Raw genomic sequence first — 20,151 nt, forward strand, 5'->3', positions numbered from 1 at the left:
AATCAAAACTCGGTAAAGGGTGAAGGATAGGGCGGGATTGTCAAGTTGGCTAATGAGTGTCGCCTTTTTTAAGGTCTTTTACGACATCTTCAAACGGAATGTCGGGTTCTTTCTCAATTTCTTCAATTCCTTCAAGGTCTTCAGCATCTTCGGCAAGAGAGACAGTTGTTCGTTTTGCTTCTGTTGTTTTGTCCATAACAAGACCCAACATAACAGTTCTCTGGCACGGGTGAAGGATAGGGCGGGGGTGTCTTTTGTCCCTGTGTTTTGAAAGGTATGGCACATAACTCATGAAGTATACTAGAGAGGTATTGCTGAAAATCCAGCAAATGATTCTAGTATTATGACTAAAATGGAAAATCTACAAGTAGAGACTGCGAATGCAGTTGAACCGGAAATGTTCTGTTTAGGTTTAAAAGCATTGGGTGAATGTTTGTACAATCCTTTAGACCCACCAATTTACTTCTCATTAGGTGCTTTGATTTCTTCAGGTGCGTTGTTTTTTGTATTAATACAGATTGTTGGACCCATTCACCGTTTTAGATTTGCAGTCAACATTTCTGCTTCACAGAAGATTCTGGGCGTGTTCCTTATAGTTGTTGCAATTCTGGGTGTTTTTCTTGCGACAATTGTACCTTTGCTTTCAGGAGCAGGTGCATATCCCGTTTTGGGTTATCCAGTATTTTGGGAAACTTTGTCAGCATTTCTCTTTGTTTTTCTTATTTGTTATACGGTAAGAATCGTTTTCAAGCCCGTTAAATTTACGAGTGGAAATGCAGTAAAGTACTTAAATGCCACTATTTCATTTTTAGCAAAAGCAGACGGTAAAGCATTGGAAAAACTTGCGGAAGAAATCTATCCAAGTATTAAAAATGTTGTAAATGAAGCAACAAACTATGATTACTTCAAGGCGCTCCAAGCAAAAGAAGATGGTAAAACTTATGAAGTGTCAAAGGCGACTAAGGCTGCAATTACGGTTCTAGATGTTTGGTCAGACAAGATGTTTTGTAAATCTATTGTCTGTCAGTTTCCCCAGTCTGCAGTAGAAATTCTTGGTTGTCTATCCAAAAAACTACACCATAGAGCAGGTTATTCTCTTTGTTCTGAAATAATTCAACAATCTTTTGAGAATCAAAATTCAATCTTGAACAGGGAAGACAGTTATTCAGGGCTAGGTTTTTTTAAACAATTTAAAATTCAATGCTTTGGGGACTGGGAGTTCGTAAACAGTTCTTATCGTCCTCTTGACCAGTTGAGTTTTTACGATAGTGACTTGAAGGAATGGCAAATTCGACAATACTGTGAATGTTTTGAAATCGCCTTTAAATCCTATGTTGAGAGTAAAGGCTGGTCTTATTTTCCGTATTCATTGAAGCAAGCATCGGATAACATTTTCAGGATGGCAATGACGCAAATAACAAAAATCGAACATATTCCAAAAGATGAACTCTATGGCTCACAAAATCAAAAAATCCTAACTGTTATTTGCGAAGGGGTTGGAAAGTCAATAAATCACGTAGTTGAGGGACCCGATTATCCTGTTGATGCATATGATGAAGATTCCTATGATTTCTTGAAAGATTATTCTGTTTTTGGTACTGTTGCGCATGGTTTATATGAACTGTGCGAGGCTTTCTCATTTTCAAAAGGGCATAATCATTTTATCAGGTCGCAATTTTTACGTGTATGGCATGTTGTATTTGGTGTGCAGTCATCTCAAATGTCGAAAAATCAGAATGAGATTGGAAAAAGGTTGTTGTTTCATATCAACAAAAATGTGGATGAAAATTTAGATCGTAAGGCAAAGTGGGGCTCTCCCATAACAAAACTTTTGCTCTCTCTAGATGGTCTCAGTAACCCCCCAGAGAGTGATAAGCGTGTGTATGCCGAGTTTTACAGGAGTTTTCTTGAAATACTTAGAGAGAAGTTTCCCATTCTTTACAGAGAGGACCCAAAGTTCGCCATGAGTCTGTTGCCAGAATCTATTGAGTACGATGGGCATGCTAACAAGCTGGTTCAGAAAAAATTTCGCGGGCGTTCTATCGAATTAATCCTGAATAACAACTAAAACTGTTTTGTCTTCCTGTTTTTCTGTTCATTCCAAACTTCCATTCAGTTTTGACAATCTTACCTTCTTTGCTTCCTATCCATCCTCGGTAACCGTTTGATTGGACCCGCATATCGGGTCTCTGTGAATACAAGACCCTTTATGCAGAGAGGGCTTCCCCGTAGTCTGGGAAATAAGCAGGCTTTATCTGGTATTTACGCTTGGTTGTCTTGAACTGATGCTCTTGGGGATATTTCTTTTACCATTTTCTGCAGTAGTTGGCTTCTATTCATTGCTTTTTGGAGTGCCTCAGTGGGTTTTGGGTATCTGTAGTTGAAGGTAATTTGTTATCACTTCAAAACCACACCCGTTTTCTCACTCCACAGGAGAAGATCAATCTCATCAATATCAAAGCCATTGCGTTTTGCGTAGTGTTGCAGTTTCTTTTCAATTTCAAGGTAGCGGTTGCCGTTAGTGGGCGGTTTCGGGTCGCTGACCACCTTTAATTCAAAAAGGCAGTTCATTATGTGCTTGTCCAGAATGGCGTAGCCGGAAAAGCCGATGTTTCGCAGGAAGTGGCTCGCCTCTTTGAAACCGATGCCTTTTATGTCTTTTTTTGTCGCGAAAAAGTCGCGTCTTTTGTCCGCGTTTTTGAATGAAAGAATCAAACGCTTCATCTTCAAGCCGTGATTTTCGGCAAGGTAGTTTCGCGTGTGCAGAAGATAACGCGCCCGTTCATTCGGGAACCTGTGCGCTCCGTTTTTTATGAGCAGTTTTGAAAACTGTTTCTCTGTTTTCGCCGTAAAAAGCGCGGGGCGGACGGCGTTGATGGATTTAATTCCCATCTTCGCGCTTGCCCCTGCGGTGAATATGCAGAACGCGAGTTCCTCAAACAGTTCGGCGTCATCGGCGTTTTTGATTACTTTTTGAAAACCTGAGAGTTTCGTGCGAATTTCCCGCCGTTTTTCGCGGAGCGATTTTTTCAAGTTTTGTGTCGTTAGCACGGCGGTTGTTAGTTACTGCAAGAGGTCATAAAAAAACCGGCGACCTATAAAGCCGCCGGTTTTTTAACTTGAAAGCGTTATGACTTTCTGGGTCTTCCACGTCCGCGTTTCTTCGGTCTTCCCGGTCCGCGTTTTTTCGCTCCCGGCTTGGGTCCCGGTTTGGCTTTTACGCCTGAACCTTTGGGTCTTCCGCGCCTTCCGGTTGAGGCGGCGGATGTTCCGCCTATCTTCTCAACTATCATCGCGATTCCCATTCCGCCACCGATGCACAGAGCGGCAAGCCCGCGCTTGACGGAAGGTCTTCTTCTCATCTCGTGAAGCAGTTTTACAAGAATGACCGTTCCGGACGCGCCGATGGGATGACCCAGCGCAATCGCGCCGCCATTCACGTTTATTTTCTCTTCGGGGATTGGCAGGTCGCTCAAAACCGCGAGCGACTGAGCCGCGAACGCCTCGTTCAATTCAAAAAGGTCAATGTCGTTGAGCGACAAGTTTGCTTTGTGAAGCGCCTTGGTGATTGCCGGCACGGGACCGATTCCCATTATTGAGGGGTCAACCGCTCCGACCGCGTATGACACGATTGAAGCAAACGGCTGTAATCCCAACTCTTTTGCTTTGCTTTCGGAAGAAACAAGCACCGCCGCCGCGCCGTCGTTAATTCCCGAAGCGTTGCCGGCCGTAACCGTTCCGCCCATTTTGAAAACGGGACGCATTCCCGCGAGTGACTGCGGAGTAACATCGCCGCGCGGATGCTCATCAACGTTGAAATCAAGAGGGTCTTTCCTGCGCTGCGGAACCGAAACCGTAACAATTTCATCGTTGAATTTTCCGGCTTCCTGCGCCGCTTTTGTTTTCATCTGGCTTTTGTAGGCGAATTCGTCCTGCACCTCTTTTGACAGATTGTAGGCTTCGGCGAGATTTTCCGCCGTAACACCCATGTGATAGTCATTGAAAATGTCCCACAGTCCATCGTGAACCATTCCGTCCACAATTTCGTCCTTGGGCATCGCCATTCTGTATCCGTATCTGGCTTTTGTCAGATAGAAGGGCGTTTGGCTCATGTTTTCTATTCCGCCCGCGAGCACGGCGTTTGAATCGCCCGCTTTAATTGCCTGAGCCGCAAACGCGATGCTTTGAAGTCCTGACCCGCAAACTCTGTTGAGCGTTATGCCGGGCGTTTCCGTTCCGAGCCCCGACTTGACGGCGACCTGTCTTGAAGGGTTCTGCCCCAGACCCGCGCCAAGCACGTTTCCCAGTATGCAGTCGTCAACCTCTTTGGGGTCAATTCCGGTTCTGCTCAAAATTTCATTGACAACCCTGACGCCGAGATCAACGGCGGGGATGTCCTGCAAGATTCCCCCGAAGCCTCCGATAGCGGTTCTGACGGGGTTGGAAATTACAACTTTTTCCATTGAATAATCCTCCTGTGAAGTGCAATTTATTTATTAAATTGCGCTTCCAAATCTACATAAATTAATTAAATAACGCAAAACCCGATTAAAAAGAGACGAGTTTGCTGTTAGTTTAGGGACGAATTTTCCGTTATGAATTCAAAAGCGAAAAGTGCAAAGCCCGGACGCGGGCGGCGTAAAACTGTTGCCGTTTTTTTCGGCGGACGCTCCGCCGAGCATGAAATATCAATTGTTTCCGCGCGTTCGGTTCTCAAAAATATTGATCGTTCGCGCTTTTCGCCGCTTCCGGTTTTTATTGACAGGAAGGGGTTATGGAGAAAAACAAGCCCTGAGAATCCGCAAGAGCACGGAGGGGTTTCTTTCGTTCCCGCTCCGGGCGGCGCGCTTTACGGGATAAAAGACCGGAAGATTTCCGTCCGTCATAAAGTGGATGCGGCTTTTCCCGTTCTTCACGGAACGGACGGCGAGGATGGCGCGGCGCAGGGTCTTTTTGAGATTTGGGGCATTCCATATGTCGGTGCGCGGGTTCTGGGCGCCGCTCTGTCGGCGGACAAACTCACGGCAAAACGGCTTTTGAAGAGCGCGGGACTTCCGGTTACGCGGTTTTGCGGGCTTGATAAAAAAGACTGGAAGAAAAACCGCAAAAACGCGGTTTCCTCCGCTCTGCGCGAGGTTGGAGTTCCGTGTTTTGTGAAACCCGTCAATCTTGGTTCAAGCATAGGGATAGAGAGAATTGACAGCCCGAAAGCCGCCGGGGACGCGGTCGCGCGGAGTTTCGAATTTTGCGACACGGTTATTTTCGAAAACGCGGTTGAGAACGCCCGTGAAATTGAAGTGAGTGTTATGGGGACGGACAGCCCGCGGGCATCTGTTGCGGGTGAGGTTGTTCCCGTCGGGGATTTTTACGATTACAAGGCGAAATACGGCGACGCGGGAAGCAAGTTGATTATCCCCGCCTCTTTGCCCGTGCGTCTTGAAAAAAAGATCCGCTCCGCCGCTTTAAAAACGTTTTCGGTTCTGCGTTGCTCGGCGATGGCGAGGATTGACTTTCTTCTGAACCCCGACACCGGCGAGTTTTTTGTGAGTGAACTGAACGCCATTCCGGGCTTTACACAGATAAGCATGTATCCGAAACTGTGGGAGGCGAGCGGAGTTCCTTATCGCGATTTGATAAGCCGCCTGATCGACCTTGCGTTCGAGTCGGCGGAGCGCAAAAAATCGCTCAAAACAGATTGTTCGGAAAAGTAAAAACTATTTTCCCATAATAGTTTCCGCCCCTCTTTTTTGCTCCCTGAAAATTACAAGGAAAACAACGCCCGCGAGAACACAGGCTCCGCCAATCAGTTTTGCCGTAGGCGGCACGCTGTCAAAAAACACGAGGGACAAAAGCACAACAAACAGCGATTCAAGAGGCATAACCGCCGTGCTTCGCGAAAGGTCGAGAAGTTTGAGTGAATAGAACTGACAGCCCTTTGCGATATACGCGCCGAATGTTCCGCCCGCCGCCATTAGTAGAATCTCGCGTGTTCCGGGGATTTCAATTGTTCCGGACGCGATGAGATATGTGAGCAGAATAAGCGAAACGCCGAAGGTTCTGAGCGTTGCCACGGTGAACATGTTCAGGCGCGTGCCGGCGGCGAATTTTCTGACCCAGAAGGTAACCATTGAATAGCACAAAGCCGCGAGCAGAACAATCGCCACTCCGAACAGGAGGTAACTGTCTTTATGATAGGCGACCACGGTTCCGCCCGCTACCGTTAGCGCTATTCCGATCGCTTCGCCCCGGTTTATTTTCTCGCGCAAAAAAAAGATTCCCAGAACAAGGGAGAAAAGCGTTTGTGATTTCATAAGGAAAGACGTCAGCGCGGGACCGATTATCCAAAGCGATTTGACCCACAGCACGGCTCCGACTGAAGTGAAAGCCGAAATCAACAACAGAATTTTCGCGTATTTGCGAAAATTCATTATTTCTTTTCTCTGTGACGGAATCAGCGCGGACACGAAAAACGCCGTTACAAATGCTCCGGCGAACCAGAAAAAAGTTGTTGATACGGGGTCAAGGTTCAGTCCTCCCGTGTTCAGATATTTTCCCGTTGCGTATGAAAGCGCGGTGAAGAAAGCCGTGCCAACCATAAGCAAATACCCTTTAAGCGGAAACCTGCTTTCGTATTCAGCCGGATTTCTTGTTAGATTTGTCAAGTTTTCAGGGTTCAATACTGCGCGCCGCGAGCGCAAGTTTTGTGTAACCGGACGCCTTTATTACCGACATTATGTCAACAATGGTTCCGTGCGCGACATTTTCTTCGGCTTTGATAACGGCGATGGCGGATTTGTCGGGCGATTTTTCAAGCATTTCGCGCAAAGATTTGCGGGAGACCTGTTTGTTGTCCAGATAAATCCTTCCGTCCGCATAAACCGAGACGGAAATTTTTTCCGTTTTGATTTCCCCAACCGGCGAGCCCACTTCGGGAATCTTGATGTTTATTCCCTTGATTGCGGGTGTGAAATTGAGGGAAAGCGCGAAAAATATCAGCAGGTTGAAAACCACGTCCACAACGGGCGTAAGGTCAAGGGTGTTTGCAAGACGGCTTTTCCGCGAAAATATCGCACCGGCTTTCTTCACTGTGCCGGGTCTCCGGGCGATTTTTCAAGCGGTCTCAATATGTCTTTGAGCGACTGTTCAAGATGAAGGATTACCGATTCGTATTTTCCCAGCAGATATTTGTGGGCGATGAAAACCGGTATTGCCACGCCGAGCCCGAGCGCGGTCGTGTAAAGCGCTTCGGATATGCCGCCCGCGAGCGCCGCGGGATTAACGTCCGTGTTGAGTGAAATAACTCCGAATATTTTTATCATTCCCGAAATTGTCCCAAGCAGACCCAGCAAAGTGCTGACACTGCTGATTGCTCCGAGCATTTCAATGTGCGAATAGAGGTCGAGCGATTCGTTTTCCATAGACCGCTTCGCGAACTCTTCGGGGTCGTTGTTATCCGCCGCCGCTTCAATCGCTACAAGCGTTACCCGCGCCGCAGGCGAGTTTTTTGATTCGCAAAGCGCGCGAGCGCCGTTGAACTCTTTTTTTTCAAGCAGGTGCAGAATTTGCCCCGTTTCGCGCGGAACAACTTTTGATTCCCGCAAAAAATAAAACTTTTCAATAAAAAGCGTTGTTCCAACTATTGAACACAGCGCTATGGGGTAGAAAAAAAACCCCGTTTTGCTCATTATTTCAAAAATCGTTTCCATTTTTATTCTCTTCCGTCCGTGCCGAAATCGGCAACTGTTTCACCTTTGAGCATGTTTTCAAAACTCTCTCTCTCTCTTATTACGCGAAATTCGCCGCCTTTTACGAGAACTTCCGCCGCGCGCGCGCGTGTGTTGTAATTTGATGACATCGTAAAGCAGTAGGCGCCCGCGCTCATGACCGCAAGCAGCTCGCCCGCGTCCACAAGCGGAAAATCCCTGTCGGTGGCGAAAAAATCGCCCGATTCGCACACGGGTCCCACGATGTCCGTTTTTTCCGTTTTATTTCCGGCGGTCATTTTTGCGGGAACAATTTCATGGTGAGAGCCGTAAAATGCCGGGCGCACAAGGTCGTTCATTGCCGCGTCAACCACAATGAATTTTTTCTCGCTTCCGCGCTTCACATACATCGCGCGAGTCAGAAGCAGTCCCGCGTTCGCCGCAAGCGACCTTCCGGGCTCAATGACGAGTTCCAGTTTTGAGCCGGCCATCAGTTTCTCAACCGCGCCCGCGAATTTCTCAAATGGGGGAGGGGAGTCGCCCGCGTCGTAGCGGACTCCCAGCCCTCCGCCCATGTCAACCCGGCCGATTTTTATTTTCTTTTTCTCAAGTTTGCCGACCAGAGCGAGCAGTTTTTCAAGAGAGTCCGTGAATGAGGAAATTTCAAAAATCTGAGACCCGATGTGAGCGTCAATTCCCCTTATTTCAATTCCCTTCATTGACGCCGCGCGCTCGTAAGTTTTTTCCGCTTCGTCCGCATTCATTCCGAATTTGCTTTTTTTGAACCCCGTTGAGATATACGGATGTGTTTTAGGGTCTATGTTGGGATTAACGCGCAGTGAAATGGGCGCTTTTGCACCGAGCCCGGTCGCGATTTCGTTGATGACTTCAAGTTCCTGCGGAGACTCAACGTTGAAAAAAAGTATTCCTTTTTCAATCGCGAGTTTTATTTCGTCCGCGCTTTTCCCCACGCCTGAGAAAACGGTTTTTTTTATATCTCCGCCCGCTTTTTCGACCCTTTTGAGTTCCCCGCCCGAAACCACGTCAAAACCGGCTCCGAGTTTCGCGAAAAGAGAAAGAACAGACAGGTTTGAATTCGCTTTGACCGAATAGCAGATTAGCGGCGAAATCTTTGAAAACGCGTTTTCATAGGCGCGGTACGCGCTTTCAAAAGCGCCCGCGCTGTACACATAGCACGGCGTACCGACCGCATCCGCAATTTCGGTGAGGCGCACCTGTTCAAAAAACAACTCGCCGTCGCGGTATGAAGTTTTTGTTGTGGGCAAAAAGGGTTTGCTCATGGGGATTTTCCGGCGTGTGAGAAGTTCGTATTCTATATTAAGAACGGTGAAGGGGAAAGCCCCGCGCTTTTTCCGCCACCCGCTTCACAATCGGCTTTCCGTAATTCATAATAAGCCCTTGTATGCCTAAATCTTCCGCGCAAAATTCGCTTTTTATGAAAACCTGCCGCCTTGAAAAAACCGGGCGGACACCCATCTGGATTATGAGACAGGCGGGCAGATACCTGAAGGAATACAGAAAAATCAGGGCGAAGGTTCCGTTTCTTGAACTCTGCAAAAACCCCGAACTCGCGGCTGAAGTTACGCTTCTGCCGATTGAAAAATTCGATTTTGACGCGGCGATAATTTTCGCCGACATACTGCTGATTCTGGAGCCGCTGGGAATCAGGGTTGAATTTACAAAGGGCGACGGTCCGAAAATCAAAAACACAGTCCGCTCCGCCCCTTCGGTTGACGCGATGAGGGAGTTTGACCCTGAAAAAATGGACTATGTGAGCAAGGCGGTTGCGATGGCAAGGAGGTCTCTTAGTCCCGAAGTCGCGCTTTTGGGATTTGCCGGAGCGCCTTTCACGGTGGCTTCATATTTAATTGAAGGTGGTGGGTCCTCAACATATTTGAACACAAAAAACCTTATGCGCTCGGACGAGGGTTTGTGGAACGCGCTCATGGAAAAACTTTCCACCGCGACCGCTTCATATCTGAACGCCCAGATAAACGCCGGCGCGGACGCGGTTCAGATTTTTGACAGTTGGGCGGGCTGTCTCTCGCCCGATGATTACCGCCGCTTTGTTATGCCGCACACAAAAGCCGTTTTTGACGCTTTGCCGAGGCGTGTTCCGGCAATCCATTTTGGAGTCGGCGCGGGCGCACTGCTTTCCGACATGAAATCCGCAATGAAATCCGGGGGCGTCAGCGTAGTGGGAATTGACTGGACGGTTGATCTCTCCGAGGCGTGGAAAACCCTCGGATACAAAACCGCCATTCAGGGCAATCTTGATCCTTCCATTCTGCTTGGCGACCGCAAGAGCATGGAAAACAGCGCGGTTTCAATCCTCAAAAAAGCCGCCGGGCGTCCCGGGCATATCTTCAATCTGGGGCACGGTGTTATGCCCTCCACCCGGCCTGATAATGTTGCCGCGCTTGTTGAGAAAGTCAGGGAGTTTTCAGCGCGATGAACGGTTTTGATTCCATTGTTCTTATCGGCTACGGCGCACCGGACAAAGCCGAAGACGTGCCGGAATTTTTGCGGATGGTCTCAAAGGGGTTTTCCATTCCCGAAACGCGAATAAAAGAGGTTGAAAGCCATTACGCAGAAGTCGGCGGCGGTTCGCCTCTTAACGCGCTCACACAGCGGCAGGGAGAGGCTATGCGGAAATTTCTCAAAGAACAGGGAGTGGATTTGCCGGTTTATATGGCGATGAGAAACTGGCATCCGTTCACCGATGACACGATCGCGGAAATGTCACGGCGCGGACACGGGAAATGCGCCGCGCTCATAATGGCTCTTCACCAGTGCGACACAAGTTGGGAGCGTTATCAGAGGGAGGTTGAAGAGGCGAAAGCGAATGCGGGAACGGATATTGAGTTTCTCTATTGCCCGCCGCTTTTTGACAATCCGCTTTTTATAGAAAACTGCGCGGACAGGGTTTCAGAACAGATAGCCGGACTTCCGGGCGGGCGTTTGTCGGATTCGGCGAAACTGATTTTCACCGCCCACAGCATACCGCTTGAAATGCCCGGCTCGGACACTTACGAAAAGCAGTTCCGCAAAACCTGCGAACTCACCGCGCGGAAACTCGGCGCGGACGATTTTCTGGTCGCGTGGCAGAGCAGAAGCGGCAGTCCCGCTCAAAAGTGGTTTGAGCCCGATATTTGCGATGTCATTGAGGGGTTTGACAAAGAGGTGAGCCACATTGTGGTTCAGCCCATCGGGTTTGTGTGCGACCATGTTGAGGTTCTTTACGACATTGGTGTTGAAGCCGCGCACGCGGCGCGAAAAGCCGGAATAGAAATGCTAGTCGCGAAAACCGTGAATGATGACGCGAAGTTTGCCCGCGCCATGGGCGAAGCGGTTCTGGCTCTTATCGGGAAGTGACCTCTTCAAAAAAAATTGTTGTTGTCGGTGGCGGAATAGCGGGGCTGAGTGCCGCGCTTGAGATTTCAGACTTCGGGAGGCGAACGGCGCCGCCGGTTGAAATTCTGGAAGCGTCCGACTCTTTCGGCGGAACAATCTCAACCGTCCGGCGGGGAGATTTCATGCTTGAACGCGGTCCCGATTCATTTTTTGCGGACGGGAACACGCTTGAATTCTGCTCAAAAATCGGAATTGCCGCGCGACTTACCGGAACTTCCGAGCGCGGGCGCAGGGTTTTTATTATGCGCGGCGGGCGGGCTCTTGCTTTGCCGGACGGGTTTTTTATGATGGCTCCGCGCAGAATTGTTCCTTTTTTAGCAAGTCCTTTTTTTTCGCTCTCGTGCAAAATCAGAACGCTCGGTGAATTTTTTGTTCCCGTGCGTCCGGTTTCGGGTTCAGAGGAGAGCGTCGCGGATTTTATCCGCAGACGGTTCGGCGATGAGATTTACGATAAAGCCGCCGCACCCCTTATTGGCGGAATCTATTGCGCGGAGCCGGAAACTTTGAGTGCGGAATCGGTTTTGCCCGAATTTGTCAAAATGGAAAGAGAAAGCGGTGGAGTGCTTCGCGCTCTTGTGCGAGATGGCGGAGACAAAGGCGGCGGCGGGGCGAGGTTCGGCGGTTTTGTCGCGCCTGAGGGTGGAATGTCTGAAATGGTTGCCGCCGCGCTCCGAACCCTTCCGGGCGGTTGCGCCCGCACGGGTTTCAGAGTGTCAAAACTTGTCCGGACGCCGGGCGGATGGGAGATTTTTTCAAGTTCGGGTGAAAAAATTTTAGCGGACGGGGTTGTTATGGCGGCTCCGTGCGGCGGAGCGGCGGATATGCTTGAACAGGCCGATTCCGAACTTGCGCGGCTTTTGCGTTCGGTTTCGTTTTCTTCATGCGCGGTTGTGAACCTTGCTTATGAAAACGGCGCCATTGCCTCCGCGCCGGACGGTTTTGGCGTTCTTTTCCCCGAAGCGGACGCGGGCGGGGTTTTCGCGTGCTCATTTTTGAGCCGGAAGTTTCCGGCCAGAGCGCCGGACGGTTTCAGCGTTATGCGGTTTTTTATCGAAGGAAGCGAAACCTGCGCTCTCGCAGACAGTGATGTTACGGCGCGGGCGCGCGCGGCGGCGGAGAAGTTTTTCAGCGCGCGTGGAGAGCCACTGGCCGTTACCGTGGGAAAATACGGCGGACAGATGCCCGTTTACCGCATTGGTCATCGCGATCTTGTGAGCCGGATAATGAGCGCTGCGGAAAGGGTGGGGCGGATAACGTTTGCGGGCGCGGCATACGAAGGAGTTGGAATTCCACGTTGCATAGCCAGCGGGGTGAAAGCGGGTGCGAAGGCCGTGAGATTGTCCGCGCAGGTTTGAGAAAATTGCTCCGCTGCGTGTAAAATAAGCAAAATTTAATTTCAAGGAGCACGGATTTATGAAACTTAAAGGTAAAGTGGCTTTAATAACGGGCGGAAGTCTCGGGCTTGGAAAGGCGACCGCGATTCTTTTCGCGCAGGAAGGCGCGACTGTTGTCATTACGGGAAGAACCGAAAAAACTCTCAAAGAGACAGTTGCGGAGGCGGAGAAAAAGGGCGTGAAAATTGAGTTTGTGGTGAGCGATGTTGCCAAGGAAGAGGATTGTCAAAGCGCGGTTGAAGAGACCGTGAAAAAGCACGGCGCGATAGATATTCTTTTTAACAACGCGGGTGTTCTTTCGGCGGCTCCAACCCATGAAACCGCAATTGAGGAATGGGACAGAATTTTCTCCATCAATGTGCGCGGGCTTTTTATGATGTCAAAATTTGCGGTTCCGCACATGTTAAAAAAAGGCGGCGGATGCATAGTAAACAACTCTTCAATTCTCGGGCTTAAAGCACTTCCCGGAATTGCCGCCTACACCGCCTCAAAGGGTGCCGTTACACAGTTTACAAGGGCAATGGCGCTTGATTATGCAGACAAGGGAATCAAGGTGAACGCCATATGTCCCGGCACCATAGTAACTCCGATGGTAACCAACATGATGGACGGCATGGAAGATGCGCGCGCGGCGGAGGAACTTTTTACTTCATTCCATCCGATAGGGCGTCTTGGCAATTCCGATGAAGTTGCAAGAGCGGTGCTTTTCCTGTGCCAAGACGGCGTTGATTTTATGACCGGCACCATGCTTTCGGTGGACGGTGGCTGGATAGCCAGATAGTTTGCCTCTCCACTTTTGTTGCCGACGTAGCTCAGTGGTAGAGCAGCTCACTCGTAATGAGCAGGTCAGGAGTTCGACTCTCCTCGTCGGCTTTTCGGAAAAATGAGCGATTTAAGCGTCCTGAGACGAGACATAAAACGCGCTTTTTCAAAGGCGCGGGTTTTTGCCGTGAACAAAAAAGTCGCGTCCGCTTCGGATGTTGTCGAAAAACTTTTGAGCGCGGGTGTAAAAACCGTTTTTTTTGACAGAGCGGACGAGGTTGAGCCGCAAGACGCGGTGTTTATGGCTTTTGAGCCCGAAGACGTTTGCGTTGCGCGGGAAGCTGCGTTCTTTGCCGCTCCCGCTTCGGCTCCGCTTGAGGTGAAAATGGGTTGCGCCTATGTTTCAGGTTTTGACGGCGAAAGCGCGGTGCTTGAAATGGCGGATTTGATAATAGCGGCAAAAAGGTCATAATTTTTGCGAGATGGCACAGAAAAAGACAAAAGAAACCCCCGAAACAGTTTCCCGCGTCCGTAAAACGGCGGGCGGAGGCATGAAAAAAGAGGTGGAGCGGATTCAGGACAGTTTTTACGACGCGCTCAACAACGCTGACATTGCCCTGATGGAAAAGGTCTGGGTTCCGGGGAGCAAGGCGAAATGCATACATCCCGGCTGGCCCGCGATAGAGGGCTGGGACGCGATAAAGGCGAGTTGGATCAGTATTTTTGAATCTGGCGAACTCGCGAGCGTGGAAACCTCCGACATTATGATTGATGTTGGCGAAAAGGCGGCGTGGGTGAACTGTATTGAAAGACTCAACCATTTTGTTGACGGCAGAATAGTGGTAACGCTCGCGCAGGCGACCAACATTTTTGAAAACACGGAAAAGGGCTGGAGAATGACTCTTCACCATGCCTCTCCGGTTCCCATAAGCACACTTTCCGAAGGAGAATTACAGTAAATGACGGTTGAGGAATTGCGCGCCGCTCTGGGCTGGTGCGCGGTCATCAACTACGCGCTTCTGCTTTACTGGTTTCTTCTTTTCGTTTTCGCGCGCGAGTTTGTTTATAAAGTCCACACAAAGTGGTTCAGACTTTCGCCGGAAAAGTTTCACTCCTCTCAGTACAAAATGATGGGTTTTATGAAAATCTGTCTGTTCGTGTTCAATATCGCGCCGTATCTGGCGTTGCGGATTGTGTTTGAGTAATCAAACGCTGTTCACAAAAACCGCCTGTTTTTTGAACCTCCCGTCTATTGCAAGATCAACAAGCGCTTTGGCAAGTTCGGTAACACGTACTTTGCTTCCCGCAAGTTTGAACGGCGTTATGTTCGCGTCGCGTTCGTAGTCGCCGGGCACAATCCACGGAGGGCGCACGATTGTCCAATCAAGCGGGCCGCGCGTCAGAATTTCATATTCTCCGCGCTTGTCGTCAAGCAGACGTCGGAGATGAGTGCTTGTTTTTGTGAACAGATGCGCCACGCCGCTGAAAAATTTTCCCCTGACGCTGAACTTGTCGGTTGGCACGGACAAACTCGCGCCCGAAACCGCGACATAGCGCGAAATTTTTTCTTCCGGCATCAAGAGGGAAAGATGAAGCGCGGCTTGCGAGTGGACTTTGTATCCGGTGCGTAAATCGCTCGGGCCCAGAGCGCTTATGACCGCGTCTGAGTTTTTTATCAACTCCGCAATCGCACGCGGGTCGGTGGCGTCTCCCGTTATGATTTCAAGTCCGCCGTTTCGCGCTTCGGCAAGCGCGGGCATTCTATTCGGGTCTCTCACAAGAATGCGGGCATTGTGTCCGCAACGCAGGCAGTAGCGGGTAGCCATTATTCCCGTGTGTCCGCTTGCTCCGAGAATGGCGAAAGTCATTCGGCTTTACCTTCGCCAATTTCTTCAAGCAGGATTCCGATTTTGTTCACAAGCGTTTGGGTTCCCTCACCCGTAACGGCGGAAATTGTTACCGCTTCAATTCCTTTTTCCGCTAAAATTCTGGTGATTTGCTCCGCTCTTTCGCACGCTTCAGGAATGTCTGTTTTATTGAGCGCGACTATCTGCGGTTTTGCCGCGAGTTCCTCATTGTAAAGGCGCAGTTCGGAGTTGATTTTTTCATAATCTTCAAGCGGTTCCCTTTTTTCCACCGGCGACATATCAATCATGTGAACAAGAATTTTCGTCCGTTCAACGTGTTTGAGAAACCGGATTCCGAGCCCCGTGCCTTTGTGTGCGCCCTCAATAATTCCGGGGATGTCCGCCATTGTGAAGGTTTTGTGATCGCCCCATCTGACCACGCCCAGGCTTGGAACAAGCGTTGTGAAAGGGTAGTCCGCTATCTTGGGTCTCGCGGCGGAAACCTTTGATATCAGGGTTGATTTGCCCGCGTTTGGAAAACCCGTTATTCCGACATCGGCGAGCAGTTTCAGTTCAAGAAAAATCTCGAAGTTTTCCCCCGGTTGTCCGTCGTCCGCTCTGCGCGGCGCCTGATTTGTTGAAGTAGTGAACCTTAAGTTTCCTCTGCCGCCCCTGCCGCCCCGCGCGGCGATAACGCTTTCTCCGTCATGGCGCAAGTCCGCGAGAATTTCCCGCGTTTCCGAATTGCGGACAACCGTTCCCACGGGCACGGATATGACGAGACTGTCTCCGCTCGCGCCGTGTTTGCCCGACCCCTCGCCGTGAGCTCCGCGCTTCGCGCGGTAGTGCCGCTGGTATCGGCAGTCAAGCAGTGAAGAAACCTGCCCGCTTGCCGAAACCGTCACATCTCCGCCATCTCCGCCGTCTCCGCCGCTGGGACCGCCCCTCGGCACATGCTTTTCCCTCCGGAAACTCATGCACCCGTTCCCGCCCGCGCCGGACTGGATATATATTTTTGCTTCGTCTATGAACTTGACCATCGGGGGGAATTATACTTGAATCGCGTTCGCGGGATTTGAATGTGGAAACGCGTTTCGCTTAATCGCGTTTTCCGACTTTTTCGGGCTTGATGCCGGTTTTTTCAATCACGGCTTGCGTAATGCCGTTCCAGTAGAGCCACCAGTGTGAGTTTTCCTTGTGGTTGCCGAGTTGCTGCTGGGCGTAAAGCAGGGCGTGTTCGGGTTTGTTCTGGTAAAGCAGAAGTTTCTCGGCCGCTTTCCTCACCTCTTTCTCGTCAACGGGAATTTTATCCAGCTGAGTTTGCAGAATCTCTTTTATAGCCGCGATTTCACCCGACACAACCTCCATTCCGTCCGCGATGCGTTTGCATTGCTTCTTTACATCGCCTTCAAGGGTGGCGTTCTGTTTTTTCATCAAGTCGGCAAAATCGCGCAGTTTGTCCGCCGTGTCGCGCGCTTTGTCTGTTTCTATGATGATTTTTGTTATCGCTTTTGCGCTAAGAGCCACCGTCTTTTTCTCCACGCCCGATGGGTCTGAAAATTGTCAATCCGGGCTTGCCTTTAATATATGCCGTAATTTCCTCGTCCGCCACTTTTCCAAGTTCTTTTCTTGACGAAGCGTGTCTCAGGTATGTCGTGTTTCCCTTTTTAATGATTATTCCCGTGTGGGTAACGCCAAGCCCTCCGGCTGTCGCGTAAATTCCCGCATAGTCTCCGGTTTGCAGGCGGTCTATTACATCCGGGGACAGGTTTTCGGGTTTTATAAACCATATGCGGACGGTTCTTTCAGGGATTTTATCAAGGAAGTTTGTTCCGTCCGGTTTTTTGTTAAGCGTCTTTTTGGTGCTTTCCGCCGAGACTTTGCCGACAAGCCGGGTCATGTTTTCAACAAAAACATGTTTGCCCGCGAGCCAATCCAGAAAAAATGCCTGCGAGACTCATATGATACGGCGCCGTCCTTATAGCGCACTTTTTTGAGGTTGTCCGTAAATTCGTTAAAACCGCCGCCGCTTTCGCCGGAATTTTCATTCTCCCATTATCCCATAAAGAAAAACAAAAACGAGGAAACCGCTATAAACGGGGCGAAGGGGAAAATTTGAGACACGGCCCGCCCGTACAGTTTCAGATACGCGACTCCGCCTATTGCGCCGGTTATGGAAGCCACGAGAATCACGGACGGAACGTCCGCCGCGCCTACAAACGTTCCCACGCCCGCCATGAGTTTCACATCACCCATTCCAAGCCCTTCCTTTTTTTTCAATGCTTTGTAAATAAGCGCCGCGACCAGCAGAATGCCTCCTCCGAGCGCGCCTCCGACCGCCGCATCCGCGAAAAGTCCGAGCGGGACGGAGAACAGGATTCCCGCCGCCGCAAAGGGAAGGGTAATGAAATCCGGCACGGTCATGGTGGAGAGGTCAAAGGCGCTCGCCGCGATAAGCGCGTAGAGAAAAATAAAATACCGCAACGCCTCAAAAGAGAGTCCGAAAACATAAACCGCCGCGACCGCGCTTGCCGCGCACAATGTTTCAACGGCGGGATAAAACAGCGAAAACCGGGCTCCGCACCGCAGGCAAGCGCCACGACAGATGAAAAACCCCGCGACCGGAATATTGGCGTAAAACTTGACGGGTTTTAAACAGGTTTCGCATGCCGAAGGCGGGCTTATAACGGACAACCCTTTTGGCACGCGCCGGACGCACAAGCAGAGAAAACTTCCAAGCGCGCCGCCGATGAAAAACAGCGCCACCCAAAGCAAAAAAGAATAGGGCGGGGGGATTTTAACCGCCTCGCCGCGCGGGAGCCGCGCTCTTTTCACTGACTTCCTTCAAACTTTTCAGGAAGTGTGAATTGGTTATACGGAAGGTTTTTCCGTCGCGTTTTTTAATCTGTTCATTTAGCGCGAAGATAGAAGATTTGTCGCACACAAGTTTTACATCCGCCCCGGACATTCCCTTCATTTTTGCCGCGAGTGTTTTGAAGTTCACATTTTTTGCGAGCGGTTTGCCGCCGATGTGAATTTTCAGAATTTCCTCAATGCTTTCGCGGTCTGGAAGCGGTATGTTGAGAATGAGGTCAAACCTGCCCGAGCGCATAAGCGCGGGGTCAACTATGTCTCTGCGGTTTGTCGCCGCGAGCACCTGCACATCCGAAAGCTCTTCTATGCCGTCCATCTCGGCAAGCATCTGGCTCACTACCTGCTCGGAAACCCTGTTTCCTTCGGATTCTCTTCTGACCGGAGCCAGCGCGTCAATTTCGTCAAAAAAGATTATTGACGGAGCAACCTGACGGGCTTTTGAGAAAACATTGCGTATCGCACGCTCGGATTCGCCGACATATTTTGAAAGCATCTCCGCGCCTTTAATCGAGATGAAATTGACTCCGCATTCGTTCGCGAGCGCTCTTGCAATAAGAGTTTTTCCCGTTCCAGGAGCGCCGCACAGCATTATGCCTCTGGGCGGGGTTACCTCGGCGGTTTTATAGAGTTCCCTGTGGCGCAACGGCATAATCACGGATTCAAAAAGTGTGTTTTTTATCTCTTTTAGTCCGCCTATGCTTTCAAGTCCGGTTTCAGGAATATCCACCGAGATTTCCCGTATGGCGGACGGCTCAACCTCTTTGAGCGCGTCTGTGAAGTTTTCCATTGAGACAGAAATTTCGCCGTTTTTCTTTTTGTTTTTTTTCGCGGTTTTTGTTTCGTATCCGTTGCCGTCAAACTCTTCAAGAAACCCGCCAAGCGCTTTGAGCCCCGCCTCTTTGCACAGCATTTCAATGTCCGCGCCGGTGAAGCCGTTGGTCAATTCCGCGATGCGTTGAAAATCAACATCCTTTGAAAGCGGCATCGCTTCGCAGTGGATTTTCAGGATTTCAATTCTTGACAGACTGTCGGGAACATCAAGCAGTATTTCCCTGTCAAACCTGCCGGCGCGCCGCAGCGCGGGGTCAATCAAGTCCGGAAGGTTAGTGGCTCCGATAACTATGACATTGCCTTTTTTCTCCAGCCCGTCCATCATGGTAAGCAACTGGGCGACCACTCTTTTTTCCACCTCTCCGGCAACTTTGTCCCTGTGCGGAGCGATGGCGTCCAACTCATCAAGAAAAACAATGGACGGCTGTTTTTTCTGCGCGGTTTCAAATATCTCCCTTATTCGCGCTTCGCTTTCACCGTAGTGTTTGCTGATGATTTCGGGCCCGTTCACAATCTGAAAATTCATTCCTGTTTCGTGAATTGCCGATTTCGCGAGCATCGTTTTCCCGCTTCCCGGCGGACCGATGAGCAGAATTCCCCTCGGCGGCTCTATTCCAAGGCGGGCGAAAACTTCGGGAAACCGGACGGGTATTTCAACAATTTCGCGGATTTTGTTTATCTGTTTTTTCAGCCCTCCGATCCGTGCGTATCTGGTTTTGTCGCGGTTCTCCTCCATGTTAGCGGGAAGTTTCGCGATTGTGATTTCGGTTGTTTCATCTATAACAATTGGATTGGGCGAGGAGGGCACGGCGCTGATGACATAGATTTCCCCGGCTGTTTTGGACGAGTTCCCGGCTTTGCCGTTTGACGACATTCCAACCCTGTCACCCTTTGTCAGCGCGAGACCAAGGAGGCTTGAAAGAATCGCATCCATGCCTTTTTTTCTTTCGTAGAGAACGGTTTTGTCCGAAACCGCCACCGTAACGCGTTTCGCGGTTTCAAAGGACGATTTTCTTACTATCACAAAATCGTTGATTTCCGACCGGGCGTTGCGGCGGGTGAATGAATCAATCTCAATTATGTTTTCGTTTGTTCCGTCTTCGGTTTCAAGGGGCACGGCTCTGGCAACCGTCTTTCTTTTTCCGCCGATTTCAATGGTGTCAAACGGCTCAAGTCCCAGCTCATGCATGTTGTTGCGGCTGAGTTTGGCAACTCCTTTGCCCATGTCGCTACAGTCTATTTCTGATATTTTCAGCGAGATCATCTTTGTGAAAAATAAATAATACATCAGAAAAACAATGATTT

Annotated in this window: 22 protein-coding genes, 1 tRNA gene and 1 pseudogene; 10 read left to right on the forward strand and 14 right to left on the reverse strand. The window is 50.0% G+C overall.

Translation table 11 applies throughout. The annotated features are described in order from the left end of the window. Positions 1-49: 49 nt before the first annotated feature. A complete protein-coding gene (locus GKS04_03265) occupies positions 50-211 on the reverse strand; it encodes a hypothetical protein (protein ID QMU56186.1) in 162 nt (53 codons plus the stop codon). 141 nt (positions 212-352) lie between these two features. Here GKS04_03265 and GKS04_03270 point away from each other — a divergent pair, with 141 nt between their 5' ends. After that, positions 353-2,068 (forward strand): hypothetical protein, encoded by a 1,716-nt coding sequence (locus tag GKS04_03270; GenBank protein QMU56187.1) that lies wholly within the window; start codon positions 353-355, stop codon positions 2,066-2,068. A 329-nt stretch (positions 2,069-2,397) separates the two neighbouring features. On the opposite strand, the gene GKS04_03275 is transcribed toward GKS04_03270, so the two are convergent. Further along, positions 2,398-3,033: a hypothetical protein gene (locus GKS04_03275; protein ID QMU56188.1), complete on the reverse strand. Its 636-nt coding sequence runs from the start codon at positions 3,031-3,033 to the stop codon at positions 2,398-2,400. 95 nt (positions 3,034-3,128) lie between these two features. After that, on the reverse strand, positions 3,129-4,463 hold the full coding sequence (locus GKS04_03280) for an acetyl-CoA C-acyltransferase (protein QMU56189.1): 1,335 nt from the start codon (positions 4,461-4,463) through the stop codon (positions 3,129-3,131). Between the two features lie 132 nt (positions 4,464-4,595). Here GKS04_03280 and GKS04_03285 point away from each other — a divergent pair, with 132 nt between their 5' ends. Then, entirely contained in the window at positions 4,596-5,711 is a 1,116-nt protein-coding gene (locus tag GKS04_03285; protein ID QMU56190.1) for a D-alanine--D-alanine ligase, read from the forward strand. Between the two features lie 3 nt (positions 5,712-5,714). Here the strand turns inward: GKS04_03285 and GKS04_03290 are convergent, their stop codons facing one another. From GKS04_03290 to lysA, 4 genes are read right to left on the reverse strand one after another with little or no spacing between them, the layout of a single operon-like run. Beyond that, the gene (locus GKS04_03290) at positions 5,715-6,662 is read right to left on the reverse strand and encodes an EamA family transporter (protein QMU56191.1); all 948 of its coding nucleotides are present in this window, start codon (positions 6,660-6,662) and stop codon (positions 5,715-5,717) included. Between the two features lie 4 nt (positions 6,663-6,666). After that, on the reverse strand, positions 6,667-7,107 hold the full coding sequence (locus GKS04_03295; protein ID QMU56192.1) for a biopolymer transporter ExbD: 441 nt from the start codon (positions 7,105-7,107) through the stop codon (positions 6,667-6,669). Then, positions 7,083-7,706 (reverse strand): hypothetical protein, encoded by a 624-nt coding sequence (locus GKS04_03300; GenBank protein QMU56193.1) that lies wholly within the window; start codon positions 7,704-7,706, stop codon positions 7,083-7,085. Before GKS04_03300 ends, GKS04_03295 begins: the two co-directional genes overlap by 25 nt. Positions 7,707-7,708: 2 nt before the next feature. Then, positions 7,709-9,004 carry a diaminopimelate decarboxylase gene (gene lysA / locus GKS04_03305; GenBank protein QMU56194.1) on the reverse strand — a complete coding sequence of 432 codons (1,296 nt, stop codon included), beginning with the start codon at positions 9,002-9,004 and terminating at the stop codon, positions 7,709-7,711. Between the two features lie 122 nt (positions 9,005-9,126). Between lysA and hemE the strand changes: the two genes are divergently transcribed. The 8 genes from hemE (at position 9,127) to GKS04_03345 (ending at position 14,499) form a co-directional block, all read left to right on the forward strand. Next, positions 9,127-10,179 (forward strand): uroporphyrinogen decarboxylase, encoded by a 1,053-nt coding sequence (hemE, locus tag GKS04_03310; protein ID QMU56195.1) that lies wholly within the window; start codon positions 9,127-9,129, stop codon positions 10,177-10,179. Beyond that, the gene (hemH, locus tag GKS04_03315) at positions 10,176-11,099 is read left to right on the forward strand and encodes a ferrochelatase (GenBank protein ID QMU56196.1); all 924 of its coding nucleotides are present in this window, start codon (positions 10,176-10,178) and stop codon (positions 11,097-11,099) included. The genes hemE and hemH overlap by 4 nt, the downstream gene beginning before the upstream one ends. Then, positions 11,096-12,493, forward strand: coding sequence for a protoporphyrinogen oxidase (gene hemG / locus GKS04_03320; GenBank protein QMU56197.1), 1,398 nt, complete (start codon positions 11,096-11,098; stop codon positions 12,491-12,493). The genes hemH and hemG overlap by 4 nt, the downstream gene beginning before the upstream one ends. 58 nt (positions 12,494-12,551) lie before the next feature. Continuing rightward, positions 12,552-13,313 carry a glucose 1-dehydrogenase gene (locus GKS04_03325; protein ID QMU56198.1) on the forward strand — a complete coding sequence of 254 codons (762 nt, stop codon included), beginning with the start codon at positions 12,552-12,554 and terminating at the stop codon, positions 13,311-13,313. Between the two features lie 20 nt (positions 13,314-13,333). After that, a tRNA-Thr gene (locus GKS04_03330) sits at positions 13,334-13,405 on the forward strand. Positions 13,406-13,415: 10 nt separating this feature from the next. Next, positions 13,416-13,766, forward strand: coding sequence for a hypothetical protein (locus GKS04_03335; GenBank protein ID QMU56199.1), 351 nt, complete (start codon positions 13,416-13,418; stop codon positions 13,764-13,766). Between the two features lie 10 nt (positions 13,767-13,776). Beyond that, a complete protein-coding gene (locus tag GKS04_03340) occupies positions 13,777-14,253 on the forward strand; it encodes a hypothetical protein (protein ID QMU56200.1) in 477 nt (158 codons plus the stop codon). Beyond that, positions 14,254-14,499: a hypothetical protein gene (locus tag GKS04_03345; protein ID QMU56201.1), complete on the forward strand. Its 246-nt coding sequence runs from the start codon at positions 14,254-14,256 to the stop codon at positions 14,497-14,499. Here the strand turns inward: GKS04_03345 and GKS04_03350 are convergent, their stop codons facing one another. The 7 genes and pseudogenes from GKS04_03350 to GKS04_03380 all read right to left on the reverse strand — a co-directional run bounded on the left by GKS04_03350 (position 14,500) and on the right by GKS04_03380 (position 20,134). Continuing rightward, the gene (locus tag GKS04_03350; protein ID QMU56202.1) at positions 14,500-15,162 is read right to left on the reverse strand and encodes an NAD(P)H-binding protein; all 663 of its coding nucleotides are present in this window, start codon (positions 15,160-15,162) and stop codon (positions 14,500-14,502) included. Beyond that, the gene (gene obgE / locus GKS04_03355) at positions 15,159-16,181 is read right to left on the reverse strand and encodes a GTPase ObgE (GenBank protein ID QMU56203.1); all 1,023 of its coding nucleotides are present in this window, start codon (positions 16,179-16,181) and stop codon (positions 15,159-15,161) included. Before obgE ends, GKS04_03350 begins: the two co-directional genes overlap by 4 nt. A 58-nt stretch (positions 16,182-16,239) precedes the next feature. Beyond that, on the reverse strand, positions 16,240-16,668 hold the full coding sequence (locus GKS04_03360) for a hypothetical protein (GenBank protein QMU56204.1): 429 nt from the start codon (positions 16,666-16,668) through the stop codon (positions 16,240-16,242). Further along, the gene (locus GKS04_03365; protein ID QMU56205.1) at positions 16,658-17,041 is read right to left on the reverse strand and encodes a DUF1460 domain-containing protein; all 384 of its coding nucleotides are present in this window, start codon (positions 17,039-17,041) and stop codon (positions 16,658-16,660) included. The genes GKS04_03360 and GKS04_03365 overlap by 11 nt, the downstream gene beginning before the upstream one ends. Continuing rightward, a pseudogene (locus GKS04_03370) lies at positions 17,038-17,175 on the reverse strand (DUF1460 domain-containing protein). The gene GKS04_03365 and the pseudogene GKS04_03370 overlap by 4 nt, the downstream one beginning before the upstream one ends. 21 nt (positions 17,176-17,196) lie before the next feature. After that, positions 17,197-17,976 (reverse strand): hypothetical protein, encoded by a 780-nt coding sequence (locus GKS04_03375; protein QMU56206.1) that lies wholly within the window; start codon positions 17,974-17,976, stop codon positions 17,197-17,199. Further along, positions 17,939-20,134 (reverse strand): AAA family ATPase, encoded by a 2,196-nt coding sequence (locus GKS04_03380; GenBank protein ID QMU56207.1) that lies wholly within the window; start codon positions 20,132-20,134, stop codon positions 17,939-17,941. The genes GKS04_03375 and GKS04_03380 overlap by 38 nt, the downstream gene beginning before the upstream one ends. Positions 20,135-20,151 lie beyond the last annotated feature (17 nt).

The sequence above is a fragment of the Candidatus Mycalebacterium zealandia genome, assembly GCA_014075295.1.
Taxonomy (GTDB): domain Bacteria; phylum Desulfobacterota_D; class UBA1144; order Nemesobacterales; family Mycalebacteriaceae; genus Mycalebacterium; species Mycalebacterium zealandia.